This window comes from Alteromonas sp. S005 (assembly GCF_036864475.1).
Classification (GTDB): Bacteria; Pseudomonadota; Gammaproteobacteria; order Enterobacterales; family Alteromonadaceae; genus Alteromonas.
Genome location: NZ_JAZETN010000008.1, coordinates 126,794 through 144,302, shown reverse-complemented (window position 1 = coordinate 144,302; position 17,509 = coordinate 126,794). Strand labels below are relative to the sequence as shown.

Here is a 17,509-nt window from a genome sequence, read left to right as displayed (position 1 = left end):
AAACTGAACCTTGGTTTATGTTCTCGGAATATTTAATACCTGTCCTACGCGAACAACATCACTCGAAAGATCGTTAGCAGCTTTAATACTGCTCACTTTCACATTGTAGCGCTGTGCCAATAGTGAAAGCGATTCACCGCTTCTGACTTTGTGCGTCCTGCTGTTCGCTTTTTCTTGAGCCCACAGTGTACCATCAGGCGGTATTTGCTTGAAGTAGCGCTTGGTTGCCTTGAACATAGCATTCGCCAAGCGCTCGCGATATTTCGACCAGTTTAGGTTTTTCTCTTCCTGCGGGTTCGATATAAAACCAACTTCAACTAATATTGACGGGATATCTGGCGCAGTCAACACAGCAAAGCTAGCAGCTTGTGGCTTTCTTTTATGAAGGCTGGTCACTTGCTTCAACTCTTCTACCACTTTATTACCTAAATCATGGCTGGTCGCCATGCTGTGATCCATAGATAAGCCCAGTATGGTTTCAGTAAGGTATCGTTCGCTGGACTTATCATTGATAACTTCAGCGGCACCGCCTAACAGCTCAGAATGGCGCTCTGATTTTTCTAACCAGCGACCTAGTTCAGTGTCGGCCCTGCGTGTTGAGAGCACCCATACCGAGCCACCTCGCGGCTGTGGTTGACTAAACGCATCGGCGTGAATAGAGATAAGTAAGTCAGCTTTTTTCTCTCTGGCAATCTCAGGACGACGATTGGGAGAAATATAATAGTCACCGCCGCGTGTCATTATGGCACGCATACCGGGTTCTCGATTGATTTTGCTTTCAAGCTTTTTGGCTATGCTCAGCGTGATGTGCTTTTCATACGTCCCTGCAGGCCCAACTGAGCCTGGGTCGTGTCCACCGTGTCCGGCATCAATGGCAACGATAATATCTCTGTCACGGGCGCTGCTTTTATCGTCAATTACCACTGAGCCTATTGATGTCGATGCCGACGATGTAGTGGACTTTTTAGGCGAACTGTCAGGTAGGTCAACCACAAGCCTGTGGCCAAGAGAGCCGCTAGGCGTCACAGCAAACAATGAGGGCTTTGTACTTCTGTTAAGTTCAACAACTATCCTAGCCGATGACTTATTTTTAGGGGTCGAATATCGCAGTTTTTTAATTAAGTTACCGCTATTTTCAACGCCTGAAAGGTTTGCAGAATCGCTAGTATTTTTAAGATCGATAACCAACCGAACTGGGTTTTTCAGAGTAAAGTAGGTGAAATCTGGCGCAGACTTCATATCGAAAACGACACGTGTATTGTCCGGCGACGGCCATATTCTTACTCCGTCGATGTTATTTTGTGCGCCGTATGCAAACTGCACCACGAAACACAAGAATAATACCGAAACTATACTGCGCACCATAATTAGCCTTTATGTTATTGTCATGCCACTCTCGTAAACATCGGAGCCGCTAATTGTTCAATGTTTCTTTCAACTCAAATGTTCGCTACACGCGTTTACATTGTTGAAGCAACTTAGCACCATGGGCACTTTTTGCTTCCAAATTAAACTGTCTACCCGATGGCGTAATATTTATACTAATCACTAAGTCTGGGGATGCCAAGTATTCGCCGCCTTTTTCCGACCATTCAATAAGCGCTATTGCGCCCGAGCCGAAGTAATCGCGAATTCCCATGAACTCCAGCTCTTCTGGGTCGGCCAAGCGATACAGGTCGAAGTGATATATATTGACGCTATCCAACTCATAAGGTTCAACCAGTGTATAAGTTGGACTTTTAACGCTACCTGAATGGCCTAAAGACTGAATAAAATAACGGCTAAATGTCGTTTTTCCTGCCCCTAAATCGCCGTTGAGATAAATAACAGCATCGGTAGGGAGTTGACTAGAAACAGCTTGCGCTAAGTCTTTGGCAAGCTGCGCGGTATCATCTACTTCATTAGCAAAAAAAGAGGTATGCGGGTAAGACATCAACAATATTCCACAGTAATAGAAGATAACACAGTAGATGCCTGCCCGTTTAAGACAAAACCAACCTATTTAGTGGTTGATAAGCGCACGTACTGCGTCGAACAAATCACTCGCTATCATACCACGTTGACCGTACAGTTGGGCAATATCATCACCTGCCTTTGCATGAAGCACCACACCATACTTTGCTGCAATATCCGTTTCTACACCTTGTGCAAGCAATGCGCCTAGAATTCCGCTTAGCACATCACCGCTTCCTGCCGTGGCCATACCGGGGTTACCGTGACGGCAAACCCAGGTTTTCTTCTCGTTATCGATAAGCGTGCCCGCCCCTTTGAGTACACAGACGGAGTGGTATCGCTGTGAACATTGTCTTGCATAGTTAAAGCGGTCACTTTCTACATCGTCAATAGAAACACCCAGTAGGCGCGCTGCTTCACCCGCGTGAGGGGTTAAAATACTGTCCGACAGGGTGTACGCGGTGGATTGCTGACACAAAAGGTTAAGCGCGTCAGCGTCGATAACCACAGGCTTATTTTGACTTTGACAATGCTTCATTGTGACTTCAAATGTTTCTTCAGCCCAGTCATCTTGCCCAAGACCTGGTCCAATAACCACGCAGGTCGCCCAAGCAAGTGCGTCTTCCAAATTAAAGTCGGTTACCATAAGTTCAGGCCTGCCGGCACTAACCTGAACCACTGAAGATTCATGGGTGTAAACACGCACCATACCCGCACCGCTTCGAAGTGCCGCTTCGCTGGCGAGTCGGATAGCTCCTGCAGTTCCTCGGTTTCCGCCAATACATAGCAACCGTCCGTAAGTGCCTTTGTGACTGTTGATCTCCCTAGGACCCATCCCTTTAAAGTGGTCGATATTCAGCATAGTGGCGCTGGCTTTGGCTAATGCTTGAAAAGCTTTACCTATACCCAAATCAGCGTAGACCAGTTTGCCGCATGATTGTTTGCCTGCACCAGTGACTAGCCCAGGCTTTATACCCACAAATGTCACTGTGATATCGGCCTGAACACAACGGCCCAAGCTCTGTCCTGTATTTGCATCAAGTCCAGATGGCACATCTACACTTACAACAGGTGTTGCTGAAGCATTTACAGCGTCGATAACATCGGCAAACTCGTTGCGAATGTAACTATTTATACCTGTACCTAGAAGGGCATCAATAACAACATCAGATTTTTCCAATAACCCTGCATCGAAGCCGTTTATGCTACCACCTGCATCAAGCCAGCGCTGCTGTGCTTTACCCGCGTCCCCTTCGAGGGTACGTTCGGGCTCAACCGCACAGAGGTGAACCTGTTTACCTGCGAGTTTTGCGTTAATAGCAGCAATATAGCCGTCGCCTGCATTGTTACCTTGGCCTACTAACACCAAATAAATATCTGAATTAGGCATTAGCTCTAAGCATTGCTTAAATACCACGTCACCGGCTCTTTGCATTAAGGTAAACATGTCACAGCCAGAGTCGGCAGCAGCTTGCCCTTCATTTTCTCTAACCTGATCGGCCCGAAATAGTTTGTATGATAAACTTGACGTTAATTGAGTATCTAGCATAAGCACATGTCCGAAATTAGTTCTATCGACCTTGTTGAATTGACCAACAATATCAAGGCTTGGGGTACAGCGCTAGGCTTTCAACAGGTTGGCATCAGCGATATTGATCTACATCAGCACGAGTCGCACCTACAGGAATGGTTAGACAAGGGCTACCACGGTGATATGGCCTTTATGGAAAGCCATGGGATGAAGCGTGCTCGGCCAGATGAACTGGTCCCGGGCACATTGCGTGTAATCAGTGTTCGCATGAATTACTTACCTCCTGATGCCTCGTTTGCTAAGCATTTAAAAAAGCCAGAAATAGGCTATATCAGCCGCTATGCGTTAGGCCGTGACTACCACAAAGTGTTACGTAAGCGCTTAAAACAGCTAGGCGAAAAAATAACCGCCTCTCTTGCGCATACCCAATACCGCCCGTTTGTGGATTCAGCACCCGTTCTGGAACACGCCATTGCCGAAAAAGCGGGGATTGGCTGGACAGGTAAGCACAGCCTGACACTTAATAAAGAAGCGGGCTCTTGGTTTTTCTTAGGGGAGCTTTTTATTAATTTACCGCTGCCGGTAGATACACCAATTGAAGAAGGCTGCGGAAGCTGCACGGCGTGCTTAACCATCTGCCCGACAAACGCGATTGTAGCGCCATATAAAGTGGACGGTCGACGCTGTATATCATACCTCACCATTGAGTCGGATAAGGACATACCCGAAGAATTGCGACCCAAGATGGGCAATCGCATTTACGGCTGTGATGATTGTCAGCTTGTCTGTCCTTGGAATCGTTTCGCCGATATTACTAATGAAGAAGACTTTCATCCTAGGCAGGTATTGCATGGTCAAAGTCTTAATGATTTGTTTAGTTGGTCTGAAGAAACCTTTTTACGCAATACCGAAGGCTCGCCTATCAGGCGTATCGGATTTGAAAAGTGGCAGAGAAATATCGCCGTTGCGCTAGGCAATGCTCCTTATAATGAAAAAAGCATTAAGCTTTTAGAAGAAAGGCGGGGGTGTGTAAGCGACTTAGTAGACAGGCACATTGACTGGGCTATTGCGCAACAGCAAGACAAACAACAAACTGCAAGTGGTGACAGCAGACAACAAGCTCGGCTGATACGGGTTGTTGAAAAAGGCTTACCCAGAGACGCTTAAGATTTACTCGTAACAGCAGCATTAAACGTGAATGATAACGTTATCCTGCTGATGCTATGTGGTCCGCTCCAATTTGATTATTCGAGTCGGGCTGAGCACCATTTGTATTTTGTACTCGGGCACTTGTACCATTTTGTACTTTAGCGCTTGGCAAATGTGAGGCAACAAAAGACACATTTAGTCTCAAACCGCGCTGAATTTCCTTTGTAGTAATGGTTGGTGAACCAAACTGCCACCATGGTTCTTTTTCTAAAGCTGCAATCACCAAAGATAACTCAGTTTCAGAACCATCGTACTCACCTGTTATTTCACAGAGCCCATTTCCACACTTTACCGATTCCAACATGAAGCGTTCTTTATTGGGGGATAAAGCAAAAAAGTTATTAAGTGAACCTTCTGTTTTCTTATAAAACGAGTCGGGGAGTATTGAATGAGTGCTTTGTGCAAATTGCGCGCTGGCTAGTTCAGTATCGTCGACGTCAACAAGGCGCGGTGCTTTGCTTTCGCTTTTAGCTAGCTTAGCAGCAGGCTTAATGACTTTAAGTTCGCTGGCTTCCGTGGCGCGAGAGCGCTCTAACACCGTTGTTAGTCGCTCTTTCTCTGCATTGGATTCACTTAGCTGATGTTGATAACCAGAGAATTTATATCCCGCTATCAACGTAAACGCTATTAGTAGCACCACAAGCCACGCTTTCATTCCAGTCCTTTTTGTCGAAACGCTTACTTGTGGTACTGCTTACTAAGTTCATGCACTGCGTTTACAAACACGCCAGCGTTCTCTGGTGGCACGTCTAAATGAATTCCGTGCCCTAAATTAAATACGTGACCGCTTCCTTCGCCATAGCCTTCTAAAATAGATGCCACTTCCTGTTCGATTCGTTGCGGTTGAGCGTAAAGCATAGAAGGATCCATATTGCCTTGAAGCGCAACTTTATCGCCAATACGTGCACGCGCTTCTTTAATATCGATAGTCCAATCTAAACCGACTGCGTCACAACCTGTTGCTGCAATTGATTCTAACCACATACCACCGTTTTTCGTGAACAAAGTAACAGGCACTTTACGGCCTTCATTTTCACGAGTTAAACCACTTACAATACGCTCCATGTACTGAAGCGAGAACTCTTTGTAATCACGAGGAGATAACACACCGCCCCATGTATCAAATACCATGACAGATTGGGCGCCCGCTGCAATCTGCGCATTAAGGTATTCAGTTACCGAGTCGGCTAGTTTGGCTAACAATGCGTGTAGCGTGGCTGGCTCAGCAAACGCCATTTTTTTGATTTTGGTAAAGGCCTTACTCGAACCACCTTCGATCATATAGGTGGCTAGTGTCCAAGGACTTCCAGAAAAGCCAATTAATGGTACTTCACCTTTCAACTCTCGGCGAATGGTGCGAACCGCATTCATTACATACTGCAGCTCGCCTTCTGGATCCGGCAGACCGATTTTATCCACATCCGCTTTGCACGTAATTGGATTCTTAAAACGTGGACCCTCGCCTGTTTCAAAGTAAAGACCAAGCCCCATTGCATCTGGGATAGTCAAAATATCAGAGAAAAGAATAGCGGCATCAAGAGGAAAACGGCGTAAAGGCTGCAACGTAACTTCACAGGCAAGCTCAGCATTTTTGCATAACGACATAAAGTCGCCTGCCACCGCACGGGTCGCCTTATATTCTGGCAGGTAACGTCCCGCTTGTCGCATCATCCATACAGGTGTCACATCAACCGGCTGTTTAAGTAACGCACGTAAGTAACGATCGTTCTTCAACGCGGGCTTATCAACACTGGGGAAATTTTGCGACATATAACTCACCTAAATAACTGTACATATTAGAGCCGCGAAGTATACCAGCATTCTGACCAAGGTGTGCTAAAACCTGTATTAAAAACTCGGAGTTTCCATGACAAATCGATGTAGTGTCGATAATTAAAGACGAGTATTTCTCATACGGCATTTAAAAAGTAACTTGCACTTAAAGTGAGCGTTTGCTATTACTATTGCTGTTAAACGAAAAGAAGCCCTTTATGGGGCCGTGCTAAACATATTGAAACCCTGCCTCGGCAGGGTTTTTTATTTGTTGCTAATTAGAGACATTGTTTTGGCGATGAGTTGTCCCGCGATAGATACTTTCGGTGGAATAGTCGGCAATGCATCTACGTCAAACCACTGTGCGTCATCTATCTCGTTTTCCTGGCAACGAATTTCTCCCCCATCATACTCAGCAATAAATCCGACCATGAGAGAGTGAGGAAACGGCCAAGGTTGACTATTGTAGTAACGAAGGTTTTTAACTTTTACGCCAACCTCTTCAAATACTTCTCGATGAATAGCTTGCTCCAGACTTTCACCACTTTCTACAAAGCCGGCAAGGGTTGAGTACATATTGGATTCTTTGTGGCGAACCCCTTTTGCTAATAGTATTTTTTCATTGTTGTGAATAGAGACGATTATACAAGGTGAAACCCTTGGATAAGTTCGATGCTGACAGCGGTGACACTGCATTGCCATTTCCCAATCAACGCGCTCCGTTTTAGCACCACACTGACCACAAAACTGATGGGTACGCAAAAAATGAATATATTGCCATGCTCTGCCTATTACAGAAAAAGCAATGTCATACTCAGCAAAAAGAAGCTGCCTAAGTGAAACTGTTTCCCAGCCGGGTTCGTCTACATATTCAGCTCCTAAATCCACAACAAAAACAGGCAAGTCTCTGTGCGCAGTGTCATTTAGGGGGGGAAGTTGATGTATTTCATCAACATACGATGCCAAAAACGGAATTTCACTTAAGTAAGCGACGGGGATAGACTCAGATGATTCATGTATTAGAACTTTACTGCGGCTGAATACCACCCACATTGCCTGCTGGGTAATCAATTTTCCCTCATCTAACTTCATCATCATCTTGTGTTACTCCTGTGCTCCTGAACTTCATCATACACTAGGGACAAATAAAGGTTACCGTTCATTCAGACCAAAAGTTGTAAATTCAAGGCCAGCGAAACGCTAATTGCTTTTCAGTCTATCTTAGCACCATGTTTTTACTGTAATCTTTTTCGTGCAAAATTTGTGTCGCTAGTGCACGGTGTTATACTGAAACTTATTGTCGCTAAACGAGTAGCATACAATGTTGCAACAGTTGGAAAGCGTTAAATCTAAATGGGGTGGTAAAAGCCAGGTCATAGACCGCTGGCTTTTAGACAGACAAGCTTTACTAGTCTCGTACTGTGAGCTTGCCGGTATTAACAGTCAGAGCGAGTGTTTACCCGATGCCGATGAAATCGCAAACTTTTGTGGTGCTTTACTCGATTATCTCTCTGCTGGTCACTTCGAAGTTTTCGATATTTTAGTTGAGGGTGACAGTGAGGGTTCGGCACTGCGGGACAAGCTTTACCCTGAATTGACAAAAACTACTGACGCTGCACTGGAATTCAACGATACGTTTGCACAAGCCGTGACCCCAGAGCAAGCGTCGCGCTTCGATTGCGCCCTAGCCCAGTTAGGAGAAACACTAGAAGAGCGTTTTGCCTTGGAGGATGAGTTAATTGCTCACGTCCACACAAACAAACGTGATCCAGAAGTGACGCTTTAATATAACAATGACAGTCGAGTTTACGGTTATCATCAATGAACAAAACCACACTTATTCATAAAGCGCGCGCTTATTGCGAACAGCGCGGCGCCAGATTTACACCGCTTAGAGAAAAGGTGTACGAGATTCTTGTATCGAAGCACGGCCCCATGGGTGCTTATGAACTACTCGACTCATTAAAAGAAACAGAGTCCAGCGCAAAGCCTGCGACAGTGTATCGCGCCTTGGATTTTCTTCTCGACTTTGGCTTTATTCATCGCTTAGAGTCTACCAATGCGTTCGTTGCCTGTTACCATTTTGGATGTAACCACCCCGTTCAGTTTTTAATTTGTGACAGCTGCGGTGATGTTGCCGAGATTCAGTCTGAAGGCCTTCAAGATACTCTCGATAATCAGGCAAAACAACACGGCTTTAAAGTGTCGAAACAAACCATTGAGGCCCATGGATTATGTGCCGACTGTCAACAAACCGAAGCGCCCACTGCCCAGGAGAGTGCACATGAATGCTGATTTTGTGAACCCTTTTATTGCCGGCCTGCTAAACGTGCTAGAAACGATGGCACAAACGAAGTTGACGCCGGGCAAGCCTAAACGCAAGCAAAGCGATATCGCTAAAGGTGATGTTTCTGGCTTGATAGGCATGGTGGGTCCAGATGTTCGCGGTTCTATGTCTATCACGTTCGATGAAACACTTGCCCTTACTATTATGGAGCGAATGGTGGGAGAGCGTCCTGAAAAACTTGATGCTGAAGTGGGTGATATGGTCGGTGAGGTCACTAATATGATTTGCGGGAATGCAAAGCGAGATCTAGCAGAACGCGGATTCGAGTTCGGAATGGCAACACCTATCGTTGTATCAGGAAAGCAACACACTATTAGCCATCAGGTTGACGGTGCTAAAATTATTCTCCCTTTCATGTGCGATGAAGGATTAGCGCATTTGGAAATCTGTTTTGACAAATAATTTCTGGCACTCTGAAAAAATTACACTCAATAGCTACCCCAGAGGATTTCACCTGATCACCGAACAGGTGGAGTCTTCACTCCCCAGTATTCGGCATGTTGAAGTCGGGCTTCTACATCTGTGGCTTCAGCACACCAGTGCAAGTTTAACAATAAACGAAAATGCCGACCCCACAGTGAGGCATGATATGGAGGCTTTTTTCAACCATAGTGTAAAAGAAGAGCTTCCTTTTTTCAGGCATACTTATGAAGGTAAAGATGATATGCCTGCTCACTTAAAATCGAGTATACTAGGCTGTCAACTTACCATTCCTGTCCAACAAGGCAAACTTGCACTTGGTACGTGGCAGGGTATCATGCTCGGTGAACACCGAGATCATGGTGGAAGACGAACAATTATTGCCACATTACAAGGGATTGCAGCCTAACCCATATTATAAATGGCACAATTTGTGCTTGCTTATAGCGACAAGCACAACACAAAATTATCTAAAATCGATAATCACTCAACGTTAAACAGGATGTGACTATGAAACAACACTTTAAAATGGCAGCGCTATCTCTTGCTGTACTTTCATCTACCAGTGCATTTGCTCAAGACTCTTCTGAACCAGCGTATAAAAGTTGGTTTGGTGGCTCAGCGATGTACTACAACACTGATGAGTCTAGACCTTTCAATGAGGGCGTTGCGGACGATAACGGTATCGGCCTAACTGTTGAGTACGGTTTCCGTTTCACTCAAAGCTGGGCCGCAAGAGTTGAATTTACTGCATTAGAGCTAGAATATACTGATAATGCGGGAAATTCGGCTGAAGACGACGGTGAAATGACCGGCGTTGATGTAATGTACTTCATGCCAAATGACCAGTGGTTCCTATTCGGTGGTGTAAAGCGCCAAGCTGTTCTTGACTCTACAACTCTTGGTAACATTGGTATTGGTAAGCACTGGGATGTTCATGAGAATATTAAATTAATTACTGAAGTTGCCGCTTACCATGACTTCGGCGAAGATTATAACGATTACAGCATCAAGCTAGGTTTAGCCGTACCATTTGGTAAAGCGACACCTTCAGCACCTAAAGACAGCGATAACGATGGCGTTGTAGATGGCAAAGACCAGTGCCCAATGACTCCAGCTGGCGTTCGCGTTGATGCGACTGGCTGTAGCGTTGATAACGACAACGACGGCGTTCTAAACAGCGTTGATCAGTGTCCTAACACTCCAGCTGGCACTAAAGTAGATGCTACTGGTTGTGCGCTTAAAGATGCTGACAATGACGGCGTTGTTGATAGCAAAGACATGTGTCCAGATACACCGGCTGGCGTAAAAGTTGATGCTAAAGGTTGTACAGTATTTGACGAAGAGACAGTAGAAATCACACTACGCGTTCTATTCGACAACGAAAGCGCTGTTGTTAAAATGCCTAAAGATCCAGAAATCTCTGAATTTGCTGAGTTCATGAAGCAGTATCCTTCAACAACTGCAGTAGTAGAAGGTCACACTTCTGCACCAGGTTCTGAAGCATACAACATGGACCTTTCTAAGCGTCGTGCTGCTAACTTCAAAGAAGTAATGGTAGACATGTACGGTATCGATAGCTCTCGCCTAGAGACTATCGGTTACGGCGAAACTCAGCTTCTAGATACTGATAACGATTCTGAAGCACACCGTGTTAACCGTCGCATTTCAGTGACAGTTAAAGACACAGTGAAAGTAGCTGAAGAAAAATAATTCATACTATATGAATTGAAGAAGGCGCCGAAAGGCGCCTTTTTTGTATCTGTTGATCCGTCCTAAATAGCGTTTTACAAAAACGAGTGTCTCACGCTATTCAATTACAGCTTGCTAGTTTGATAGACAATTAACTCAAACCAGTAAAGTGCGTTAGTACTCATCTGCGATGGCAGGGCCTGCATAGTTATCAAAGCGAGAAAACTGGCCTTGGAAGGTAAGTCGGCAGGTACCGATTGGGCCGTTACGCTGTTTACCAATAATAATCTCTGCAATGCCTTTATATTCGCTGTTTTCGTGATAAACCTCATCGCGATAGATAAACATAATAAGGTCGGCATCCTGCTCGATTGAACCAGATTCACGAAGGTCAGAGTTAACTGGGCGTTTATCGGCACGTTGTTCTAGCGTACGGTTAAGCTGTGACAGCGCAACTACGGGTACTTCAAGTTCTTTAGCAAGCGCCTTCAATGACCGTGATATTTCGGCGATTTCCAACGTACGGTTATCGCTTAGCGACGGTACACGCATAAGCTGAAGGTAATCCACCATGATAAGGCTGATTCCACCGCGCTCTCGCGCGAGTTTACGGGCTCGACTCCGCACATCCATAGGTGTTAGACCCGAAGAGTCATCAACGAACAAGCTGTCTTTATCTTTAAGCATAGCCATAGTATTGGATATACGCGCCCAGTCTTCATCGTCTAGCTGAGCGGTACGAATCTTCGTTTGATCAACACGGCTCAATGACGCCAACATACGCATCATGATTTGTTCAGAAGGCATCTCAAGACTGAAAACAAGCACCGGCTTTTCTTCCGCCATCATGGCGTTTTCAATCAAGTTCATTGCAAAGGTGGTTTTACCCATTGATGGACGCGCTGCCACAATGATAAGGTCAGAGGGCTGCATACCACTGGTCATTTTGTCTAAGTCAGTAAAGCCAGTTGTAACCCCCGTCACTTCTTTGTTGGTTTTTACCAGCTCTTCAAGACGGTCAATAGTCTTACCCAAGACAGACTCGACATCGCGAGGGCCTTCGTTCTCACCGGTTCTTCGTTCTGCTATTTCAAAAACTTTACTTTCCGCAAGATCAAGAATGTCTGCGCTGTCTCGGCCCTCAGGGTTGTAACCTACTTCAGCAATTTCATGGGCTACACCGATAAGCTCACGGGTAATAGCACGCTCGCTGATAATTTGTGCATAAGAGACTACGTTTGCAGAACTTGGAGTATTTTTCGCTAGCTCGCCGAGATACGCAAAACCACCCGCATCTTCCAGTTCATCGTGCTTTTCGAGCTCTTCTGAAACCGTTATAAGATCGATAGGCTGACTGCTATTAAGCAATCGCGTAATAGCACGAAAGATTATTTGATGTGAACGATTGTAAAAGTCGTTATCGGTAACGAGTTCCGCGACTTTATCCCAGCTTTCAGGGTCGATAAGCATGCTGCCTAAAACAGACTGCTCAGCCTCAATGCTATGAGGGGGAACCTTCAATTTATCAACATTTTTATCGTTGTTAGACGCAGACGCCACAAGTAAAGCCTATTCCAATGCACAAAAACCAGTTGGATATTATGCGCTTTTAACGCACATGTCTCAACAAAGGAAGCAGGTCTTTTATCGTGAGAGCCTAAAAAGGCAGCTTAAGCTATAGCGTTTTTTCTAGCTTCAGAAAAGTGCCATCTACTAAGGTATAAGTGTTGATGTTCTCTTGAAAAATCAGTGTCGACCCCATGATTGCCTCGTTATCTGAACAAGCAAAACTTACTTGGGTAATTGTGTCATCACTGAAATCTAGTGACGACGGTGATGCACCAAAAGTAGCGTGAAAGTCGCTTCCACTCATCTCTTCGGAGGTATAAACAGGTGACTCGCAAAAGACTTGGTCGAGTTTCGCGGTCTCTTTTTCGTAGGTTACAGAGCGCCCGAGAAACTGCTCTGATTCAGCTGTTGAGTGAGCGGTAATGCCAACGTTATAAGCTTTAGTAACAACCCAAGTTCCTTCATAATAAGCGGGCTCTTGAACAGCACAACCTAAGGTTAGCGCACATATCCCAAACGCACCGATAATTAGGCTATGAAATCGCCAAAACCTTTTGACGTGTCCAATAATACTCAATTTACTCTCCATATATAAAATTCATTAAAATCAGATAGTTTAACGTACAAGCCAACTAAAAAGTTTACTTGTAATGGCTTGATTATAGAGTTTTAAACTTTCCCTATAGTTCTAACTAAACGCTCAAATATCAACATTTAGCGACCAAACAAAAAAAGCTGCGTACAAACGCAGCTTTTTAAACGTCATCACATACACTGATTAATAAATGTGGTCTAAATTGCTTTTTTCAAGCTAAAGTCTCAATCAAGCTTACTATAGCTTATTCATTTTTGATCTATTTCTATACGACCATGCACCGTTGAAATATCGACGCTCGCAGCACCACCGTTGTGTATAAAGCGCAACCAGCTTCCAGGTCCATACTTTGGTTTTTGTGCTTTTTCACCGCTAATTTTATTTACAATGTTCCCACCTGCGTGTGTCTCAATATCAAACTGCGCTGAGACATCATCTTGGAAAACAAATTCCATTGCTCCACCAACCGAATTAGCTTTAATACTGCCATTCGAATTCAGCCCCAATTTAGCGAAAGTACGACCGTTAACGGTATTTATCTGCAGGCTATCAATATTTTGCAACGATAGATCAATACGTCCGTTCACAGTTTCAACAGATAAGTCAGGGCTGCTCGATGCGATATCAAGCTTTCCATTGACCGCTGCAAAACTCACAGGCGTGGTACCTTCGTGCGTTGCTTCTATATCGCCGTTAACCGTGCCGGCTTCTAAACGGCCTTTAACGTTCTTTAATAAGATATCGCCATTCACAGATTCAACCTCAACGCGCTCTCCAATGTTTTCCAGTGTGACATTGCCGTTAACAACTTCTACATCTACCGCTTTTGTTATTCCTTCAGCTTTCACATCTGCGTTGACTGCGGTGTAATGAAGATCGCTTGCCGATGGCACGTAAATTATCAGGTCATCACCATCTCGACTCTTCTGATACCAGCTCTTTGAGCGGTGCTCCACCTCTACGTGAATAACAACAACATCTCCGCGCTTTTCAAAAATAAATTCTTCGGTTTGATCACCAAGCTCCCCTGTTACCCGTACCTGAGCTTTATCCCATACTCGGATGTCAGCCTTTCCATCGATATGTTCAATATCAACTTTAGGAGAGGATGAGGTATCAATGGTTTTATCAACTTTTTCACCCGCAAAGGCGGCAGTAGTAATGCTTAATAATGCCGTAGTTAGCACAGCTTTAACCCTGTTCGATGTGCTGAACGTGTGCGTTAACTTATCAGATACTGTGTTTTTCATATTTACATTCATGTTGAAGCCCTTATTAAATTTGCTGCCACTTGGGCGCGTGCACTCGCTCAATCAAGGCAATTTGCTGTTGGTATACGTGATGCAGCATTTTTATTAATGCTGAGTTGTCTGGATCGTCTTTTAACGCCGCCTTAATAACATCAGCGGCATCATCTAATTCTTTAAGTTGCTCCTGCCAGTCTTGTGTTAGTGCTGGTGTACTTTCATAATTTGCTAGCAGGCTGTTAACTTGCTGCTGCTGTTGGCTGCTCATTGCGTCAATCAACGCGTACCCGCTGCTTCTACTTTCATCGCTTTTGAACACAAAAGGAGCAGCAAACCACAAGACAGTAACCAAGCAAACACTGGCAGCTATAGCCAGCCACTGCCTTGAAGTTACCGTAGAAGGTGAGCTCTCTTCATTTGAAGCATCACTCTGCTGAGACGCTATGCCTAGTTCAATTCCACGCCATAGGTCCCTTTCTGGCTGCTTCTCTTTCGATAACCCAGACACATGCTGAGCAAGCTTGTTATCAAAATCACTCATCATCGACTCCCATAAAATCTTTCAATAATTGCTTAGCACGGAAAAATTGCGCTTTGCTTGAGCCCACTGCCATACTCAACATGTTGGCAATGTCTTCGTGTCGGTAACCTTCAAGTGCGTGAAGTACAAAAACCATTCTGGCGCGTTCTGGTAGGCGAATAATCAACGCTTCTAAATCCACATCGGTGCTATTCTCTTGAGCAGGCATTTCATTAATGCCGCTATTTTCTAAGTTAAACATCCGCTGCACCCACCCTTTCTGCTTGCGCATATAGGAAATGGTAATGTTTGCCGTAACGCTGTGTAACCACGTGGAAAATTGGCTTTGGCCATCAAAGTTACCGAGCTTTTTCCAAAGCTGAATAAAGACTTCTTGCGAAGCATCTTCTGCCATTCCCTTTTCACCTGTAAGCCGGTAACAAAGCGCGTAGACTCGCCCAATATGTTCATCGTAAAGGGACCTAAACGCCTGCTTATCGCCCTCTTTCGCTTTAGATATAAGCTCGTTTTCGCCTTTGTTACCAAACACCACATTGGCGTGTACAACACGTTGTTGTGTGTGTTCCATTCTTTTCTCTTTGTTATTTGTGGTGCTGATTAGCATTAGCACTTGTTAGAGTTATAAGGTTAGTCGTACCCTATAGTAGAAAGGTTTAAATGCACAAAAAATTTTTTGGAGATGCCATGTCTACCTCATTTTCTGTTAACGCTCTGTTTGCTGGAAAACCTCAGCCGCTTGGCCCTCGTGGGGCACCAAGCAGTATTGTTAAAGCCCCCGTCGACGCGTTAACGGTACATATGGACAGAACCGATGAAGACGAACAGGCCAACAAACGCCTTCACGGCGGGCCAGAAAAAGTGCTTCATCAGTTCAATCCGACCAACTATCTAACATTGAAAAAACACTTTCCTGAAGGCGAATTTTCGTTAGGCAGTATTGGCGAAAACATCAGTGTAGAGGGCATGGACGATGCTACCGTTTATATCGGCGATATATGGAAGTTCGGCGAGGTAGAACTGCAAGTAAGTGCACCCCGTGCCCCTTGCAATAAAATATCCCACCGCTTTGGCATCCCCAACTTAGATAGATTTGTTGGAGAACGAGGCATCACTGGCTGGTACTACCGAGTTATTAAAACCGGCACCATTAACGTTGGCGACGAAGTAACACTACTGCACCGAGAAGGTGACACTGTTAATGTTCACACCTTAATGCAGTGTGCCCATACAAAAGCGGACCCAGCATTGGCTGAAAAGCTGGCTACGCTTGAACCGCTTGATGATGAATGGCGCGGAAAATGCCAAAAAATTGCAGATAAGATTGCGGATAAATAGGCCATTTATCCCTAGCTTAAATTAAAAAGACGCTCGCTCACCTTCATTCAAAATAATCCAAGGCATGGAAGGGTTTAGCTGCCGCTTCATTTTAATCAGTCGAAATAGCGCAGAGTGTGATGTTTTGTCTCCCATCATCCAGCTGGCGTTTCCATAGCCCCAAGGCACTACGGCTTTACAGCCCAGGTCTTGGGCGGCAACAATGGCATCTTCTGGTGTAGTATGCACCTTGCGATACCATTTAGGCGAGGTTTCGCTAAAATAAGACGCTATAGGTAACAGGCAAACATCTATTTCCCCAAAGCGCGCTTTAATGTCTTTGAAGTGCGGCGAATATCCCGTATCTCCCGCAAAGAACAAAGTGCTCCCTTCATTCTCAAATACCCAACCACCCCACAATGTAGCATTGTCGTCCTCATACAAATAAGGCACCCAAATTCGGTTACTGAAATGATGGGCAGGCACGAAGTGAATAGAGGTGTTACCTACGTTTTTGCTGGTATACCACGCCATCTCACTGATGGAATAGCCTCTATTTGGAAAGTGCTCAGCGAAACCTAACGGTACAAGATACTCAGGCCTTGTACCTAATTCAGCAATATCAGCTTTATTAAAATGGTCATAGTGTATATGGGAATAAACCACAGCATCGGTTTTAGCCAGCCTGTCTCCACCTACCTTAGCGGGTTCGTTGCGGTTAAACCCCTCTGCCAACCGAAAAGCCCAGTTAACGGGCCAATCAAACTGGCCAAACACCGGGTCGATAAGTATTTGCTCACCATCGTCAATGTTCAGTAAAAAACTGGCGTGCCCTAACCAGGTTACGGTAAAGGGGGTTTGCGAGTTCAATGTCGGGTTGTTGCCAACAAACTGACAATTCTGCATGTCACTTTCGCACTCAATGTCAGTAGATGCCGGATAGCAATCATTAGTACAGGTAACAGGGTATGCTTTAAAACCGCTGTAGATATTGCTGAACCTGTCCTCGAAACCCGGTTCATCTGTGTATTTGATTACCGCATCTTCACCTTCTATTTGAGTAACATAATTAGAACTGGCGCAGCCAGTCATTATACTTCCTGCTACAACTAGCGACGCCGACAACGTCGTTAACCTCTTTAAACTCATTACCATTTTCAACATCACGTCCATGTAGCTCCACCTAGCAGTCAAAGCGCTTAGTTAGCTGCTGCGTCTATGTTTTATTTACTCAATTGTGCAGACATCAAAAGAACCGCTATTGTAAAGCGAGAAACTATCGGCACCACAGTAAATTTGTAACAAAAATAGCTTGAAT

Annotated in this window: 19 protein-coding genes; 7 read left to right on the top strand and 12 right to left on the bottom strand. The window is 44.9% G+C overall.

Translation table 11 applies throughout. The features are described from left to right. Positions 1–15: 15 nt before the first annotated feature. The 3 genes from V7R55_RS11485 to V7R55_RS11475 all read right to left on the bottom strand — a co-directional run bounded on the left by V7R55_RS11485 (position 16) and on the right by V7R55_RS11475 (position 3,502). A complete protein-coding gene (locus V7R55_RS11485; protein ID WP_334059604.1) occupies positions 16–1,365 on the bottom strand; it encodes an N-acetylmuramoyl-L-alanine amidase in 1,350 nt (449 codons plus the stop codon). Between the two features lie 85 nt (positions 1,366–1,450). Continuing rightward, complete coding sequence (gene tsaE / locus V7R55_RS11480; protein WP_334059603.1) at positions 1,451–1,933, bottom strand: tRNA (adenosine(37)-N6)-threonylcarbamoyltransferase complex ATPase subunit type 1 TsaE; 483 nt, start codon at positions 1,931–1,933, stop codon at positions 1,451–1,453. A gap of 69 nt (positions 1,934–2,002) precedes the next feature. Beyond that, positions 2,003–3,502, bottom strand: a complete 1,500-nt coding sequence (locus V7R55_RS11475; protein WP_334059602.1) for an NAD(P)H-hydrate dehydratase — start codon at positions 3,500–3,502, stop codon at positions 2,003–2,005. A gap of 6 nt (positions 3,503–3,508) precedes the next feature. Here V7R55_RS11475 and queG point away from each other — a divergent pair, with 6 nt between their 5' ends. Next, positions 3,509–4,651, top strand: coding sequence for a tRNA epoxyqueuosine(34) reductase QueG (gene queG / locus V7R55_RS11470; RefSeq protein ID WP_334059601.1), 1,143 nt, complete (start codon positions 3,509–3,511; stop codon positions 4,649–4,651). A gap of 40 nt (positions 4,652–4,691) precedes the next feature. On the opposite strand, the gene V7R55_RS11465 is transcribed toward queG, so the two are convergent. From V7R55_RS11465 to nudC, 3 genes are all read right to left on the bottom strand, one after another. Further along, complete coding sequence (locus tag V7R55_RS11465) at positions 4,692–5,348, bottom strand: hypothetical protein (protein WP_334059600.1); 657 nt, start codon at positions 5,346–5,348, stop codon at positions 4,692–4,694. 23 nt (positions 5,349–5,371) lie between these two features. Continuing rightward, positions 5,372–6,463, bottom strand: a complete 1,092-nt coding sequence (gene hemE, locus V7R55_RS11460) for a uroporphyrinogen decarboxylase (RefSeq protein WP_014951100.1) — start codon at positions 6,461–6,463, stop codon at positions 5,372–5,374. A 267-nt stretch (positions 6,464–6,730) separates the two neighbouring features. Next, positions 6,731–7,564: an NAD(+) diphosphatase gene (gene nudC / locus V7R55_RS11455; RefSeq protein ID WP_334059599.1), complete on the bottom strand. Its 834-nt coding sequence runs from the start codon at positions 7,562–7,564 to the stop codon at positions 6,731–6,733. A 223-nt stretch (positions 7,565–7,787) separates the two neighbouring features. Here nudC and rsd point away from each other — a divergent pair, with 223 nt between their 5' ends. The 5 genes from rsd (at position 7,788) to V7R55_RS11430 (ending at position 10,946) form a co-directional block, all read left to right on the top strand. Further along, positions 7,788–8,252, top strand: a complete 465-nt coding sequence (gene rsd / locus V7R55_RS11450; protein WP_334059598.1) for a sigma D regulator — start codon at positions 7,788–7,790, stop codon at positions 8,250–8,252. Between the two features lie 35 nt (positions 8,253–8,287). Next, positions 8,288–8,761 (top strand): transcriptional repressor, encoded by a 474-nt coding sequence (locus V7R55_RS11445; RefSeq protein ID WP_334059597.1) that lies wholly within the window; start codon positions 8,288–8,290, stop codon positions 8,759–8,761. Continuing rightward, complete coding sequence (locus V7R55_RS11440; protein ID WP_334059596.1) at positions 8,751–9,215, top strand: chemotaxis protein CheX; 465 nt, start codon at positions 8,751–8,753, stop codon at positions 9,213–9,215. The genes V7R55_RS11445 and V7R55_RS11440 overlap by 11 nt, the downstream gene beginning before the upstream one ends. Continuing rightward, a complete protein-coding gene (locus V7R55_RS11435) occupies positions 9,205–9,642 on the top strand; it encodes a secondary thiamine-phosphate synthase enzyme YjbQ (protein WP_334059595.1) in 438 nt (145 codons plus the stop codon). Before V7R55_RS11440 ends, V7R55_RS11435 begins: the two co-directional genes overlap by 11 nt. A 101-nt stretch (positions 9,643–9,743) precedes the next feature. Next, entirely contained in the window at positions 9,744–10,946 is a 1,203-nt protein-coding gene (locus V7R55_RS11430) for an OmpA family protein (RefSeq protein WP_334059594.1), read from the top strand. Between the two features lie 153 nt (positions 10,947–11,099). Here V7R55_RS11430 and dnaB read toward each other — a convergent pair whose 3' ends face one another. The 5 genes from dnaB to V7R55_RS11405 all read right to left on the bottom strand — a co-directional run bounded on the left by dnaB (position 11,100) and on the right by V7R55_RS11405 (position 15,445). Continuing rightward, entirely contained in the window at positions 11,100–12,485 is a 1,386-nt protein-coding gene (gene dnaB, locus V7R55_RS11425; protein ID WP_118491572.1) for a replicative DNA helicase, read from the bottom strand. 115 nt (positions 12,486–12,600) lie between these two features. After that, on the bottom strand, positions 12,601–13,071 hold the full coding sequence (locus V7R55_RS11420) for a hypothetical protein (RefSeq protein WP_334059593.1): 471 nt from the start codon (positions 13,069–13,071) through the stop codon (positions 12,601–12,603). Between the two features lie 266 nt (positions 13,072–13,337). Then, on the bottom strand, positions 13,338–14,351 hold the full coding sequence (locus V7R55_RS11415) for a DUF4097 family beta strand repeat-containing protein (RefSeq protein ID WP_334059592.1): 1,014 nt from the start codon (positions 14,349–14,351) through the stop codon (positions 13,338–13,340). A 13-nt stretch (positions 14,352–14,364) separates the two neighbouring features. Beyond that, positions 14,365–14,877 (bottom strand): hypothetical protein, encoded by a 513-nt coding sequence (locus tag V7R55_RS11410; protein WP_334059591.1) that lies wholly within the window; start codon positions 14,875–14,877, stop codon positions 14,365–14,367. After that, complete coding sequence (locus tag V7R55_RS11405; protein WP_334059590.1) at positions 14,870–15,445, bottom strand: RNA polymerase sigma factor; 576 nt, start codon at positions 15,443–15,445, stop codon at positions 14,870–14,872. The genes V7R55_RS11410 and V7R55_RS11405 overlap by 8 nt, the downstream gene beginning before the upstream one ends. A gap of 116 nt (positions 15,446–15,561) precedes the next feature. Between V7R55_RS11405 and V7R55_RS11400 the strand changes: the two genes are divergently transcribed. Beyond that, the gene (locus V7R55_RS11400; protein ID WP_334059589.1) at positions 15,562–16,212 is read left to right on the top strand and encodes an MOSC domain-containing protein; all 651 of its coding nucleotides are present in this window, start codon (positions 15,562–15,564) and stop codon (positions 16,210–16,212) included. A gap of 21 nt (positions 16,213–16,233) precedes the next feature. Here V7R55_RS11400 and V7R55_RS11395 read toward each other — a convergent pair whose 3' ends face one another. Further along, on the bottom strand, positions 16,234–17,346 hold the full coding sequence (locus V7R55_RS11395) for an MBL fold metallo-hydrolase (protein WP_334059621.1): 1,113 nt from the start codon (positions 17,344–17,346) through the stop codon (positions 16,234–16,236). Between the last annotated feature and the right edge of the window lie 163 nt (positions 17,347–17,509).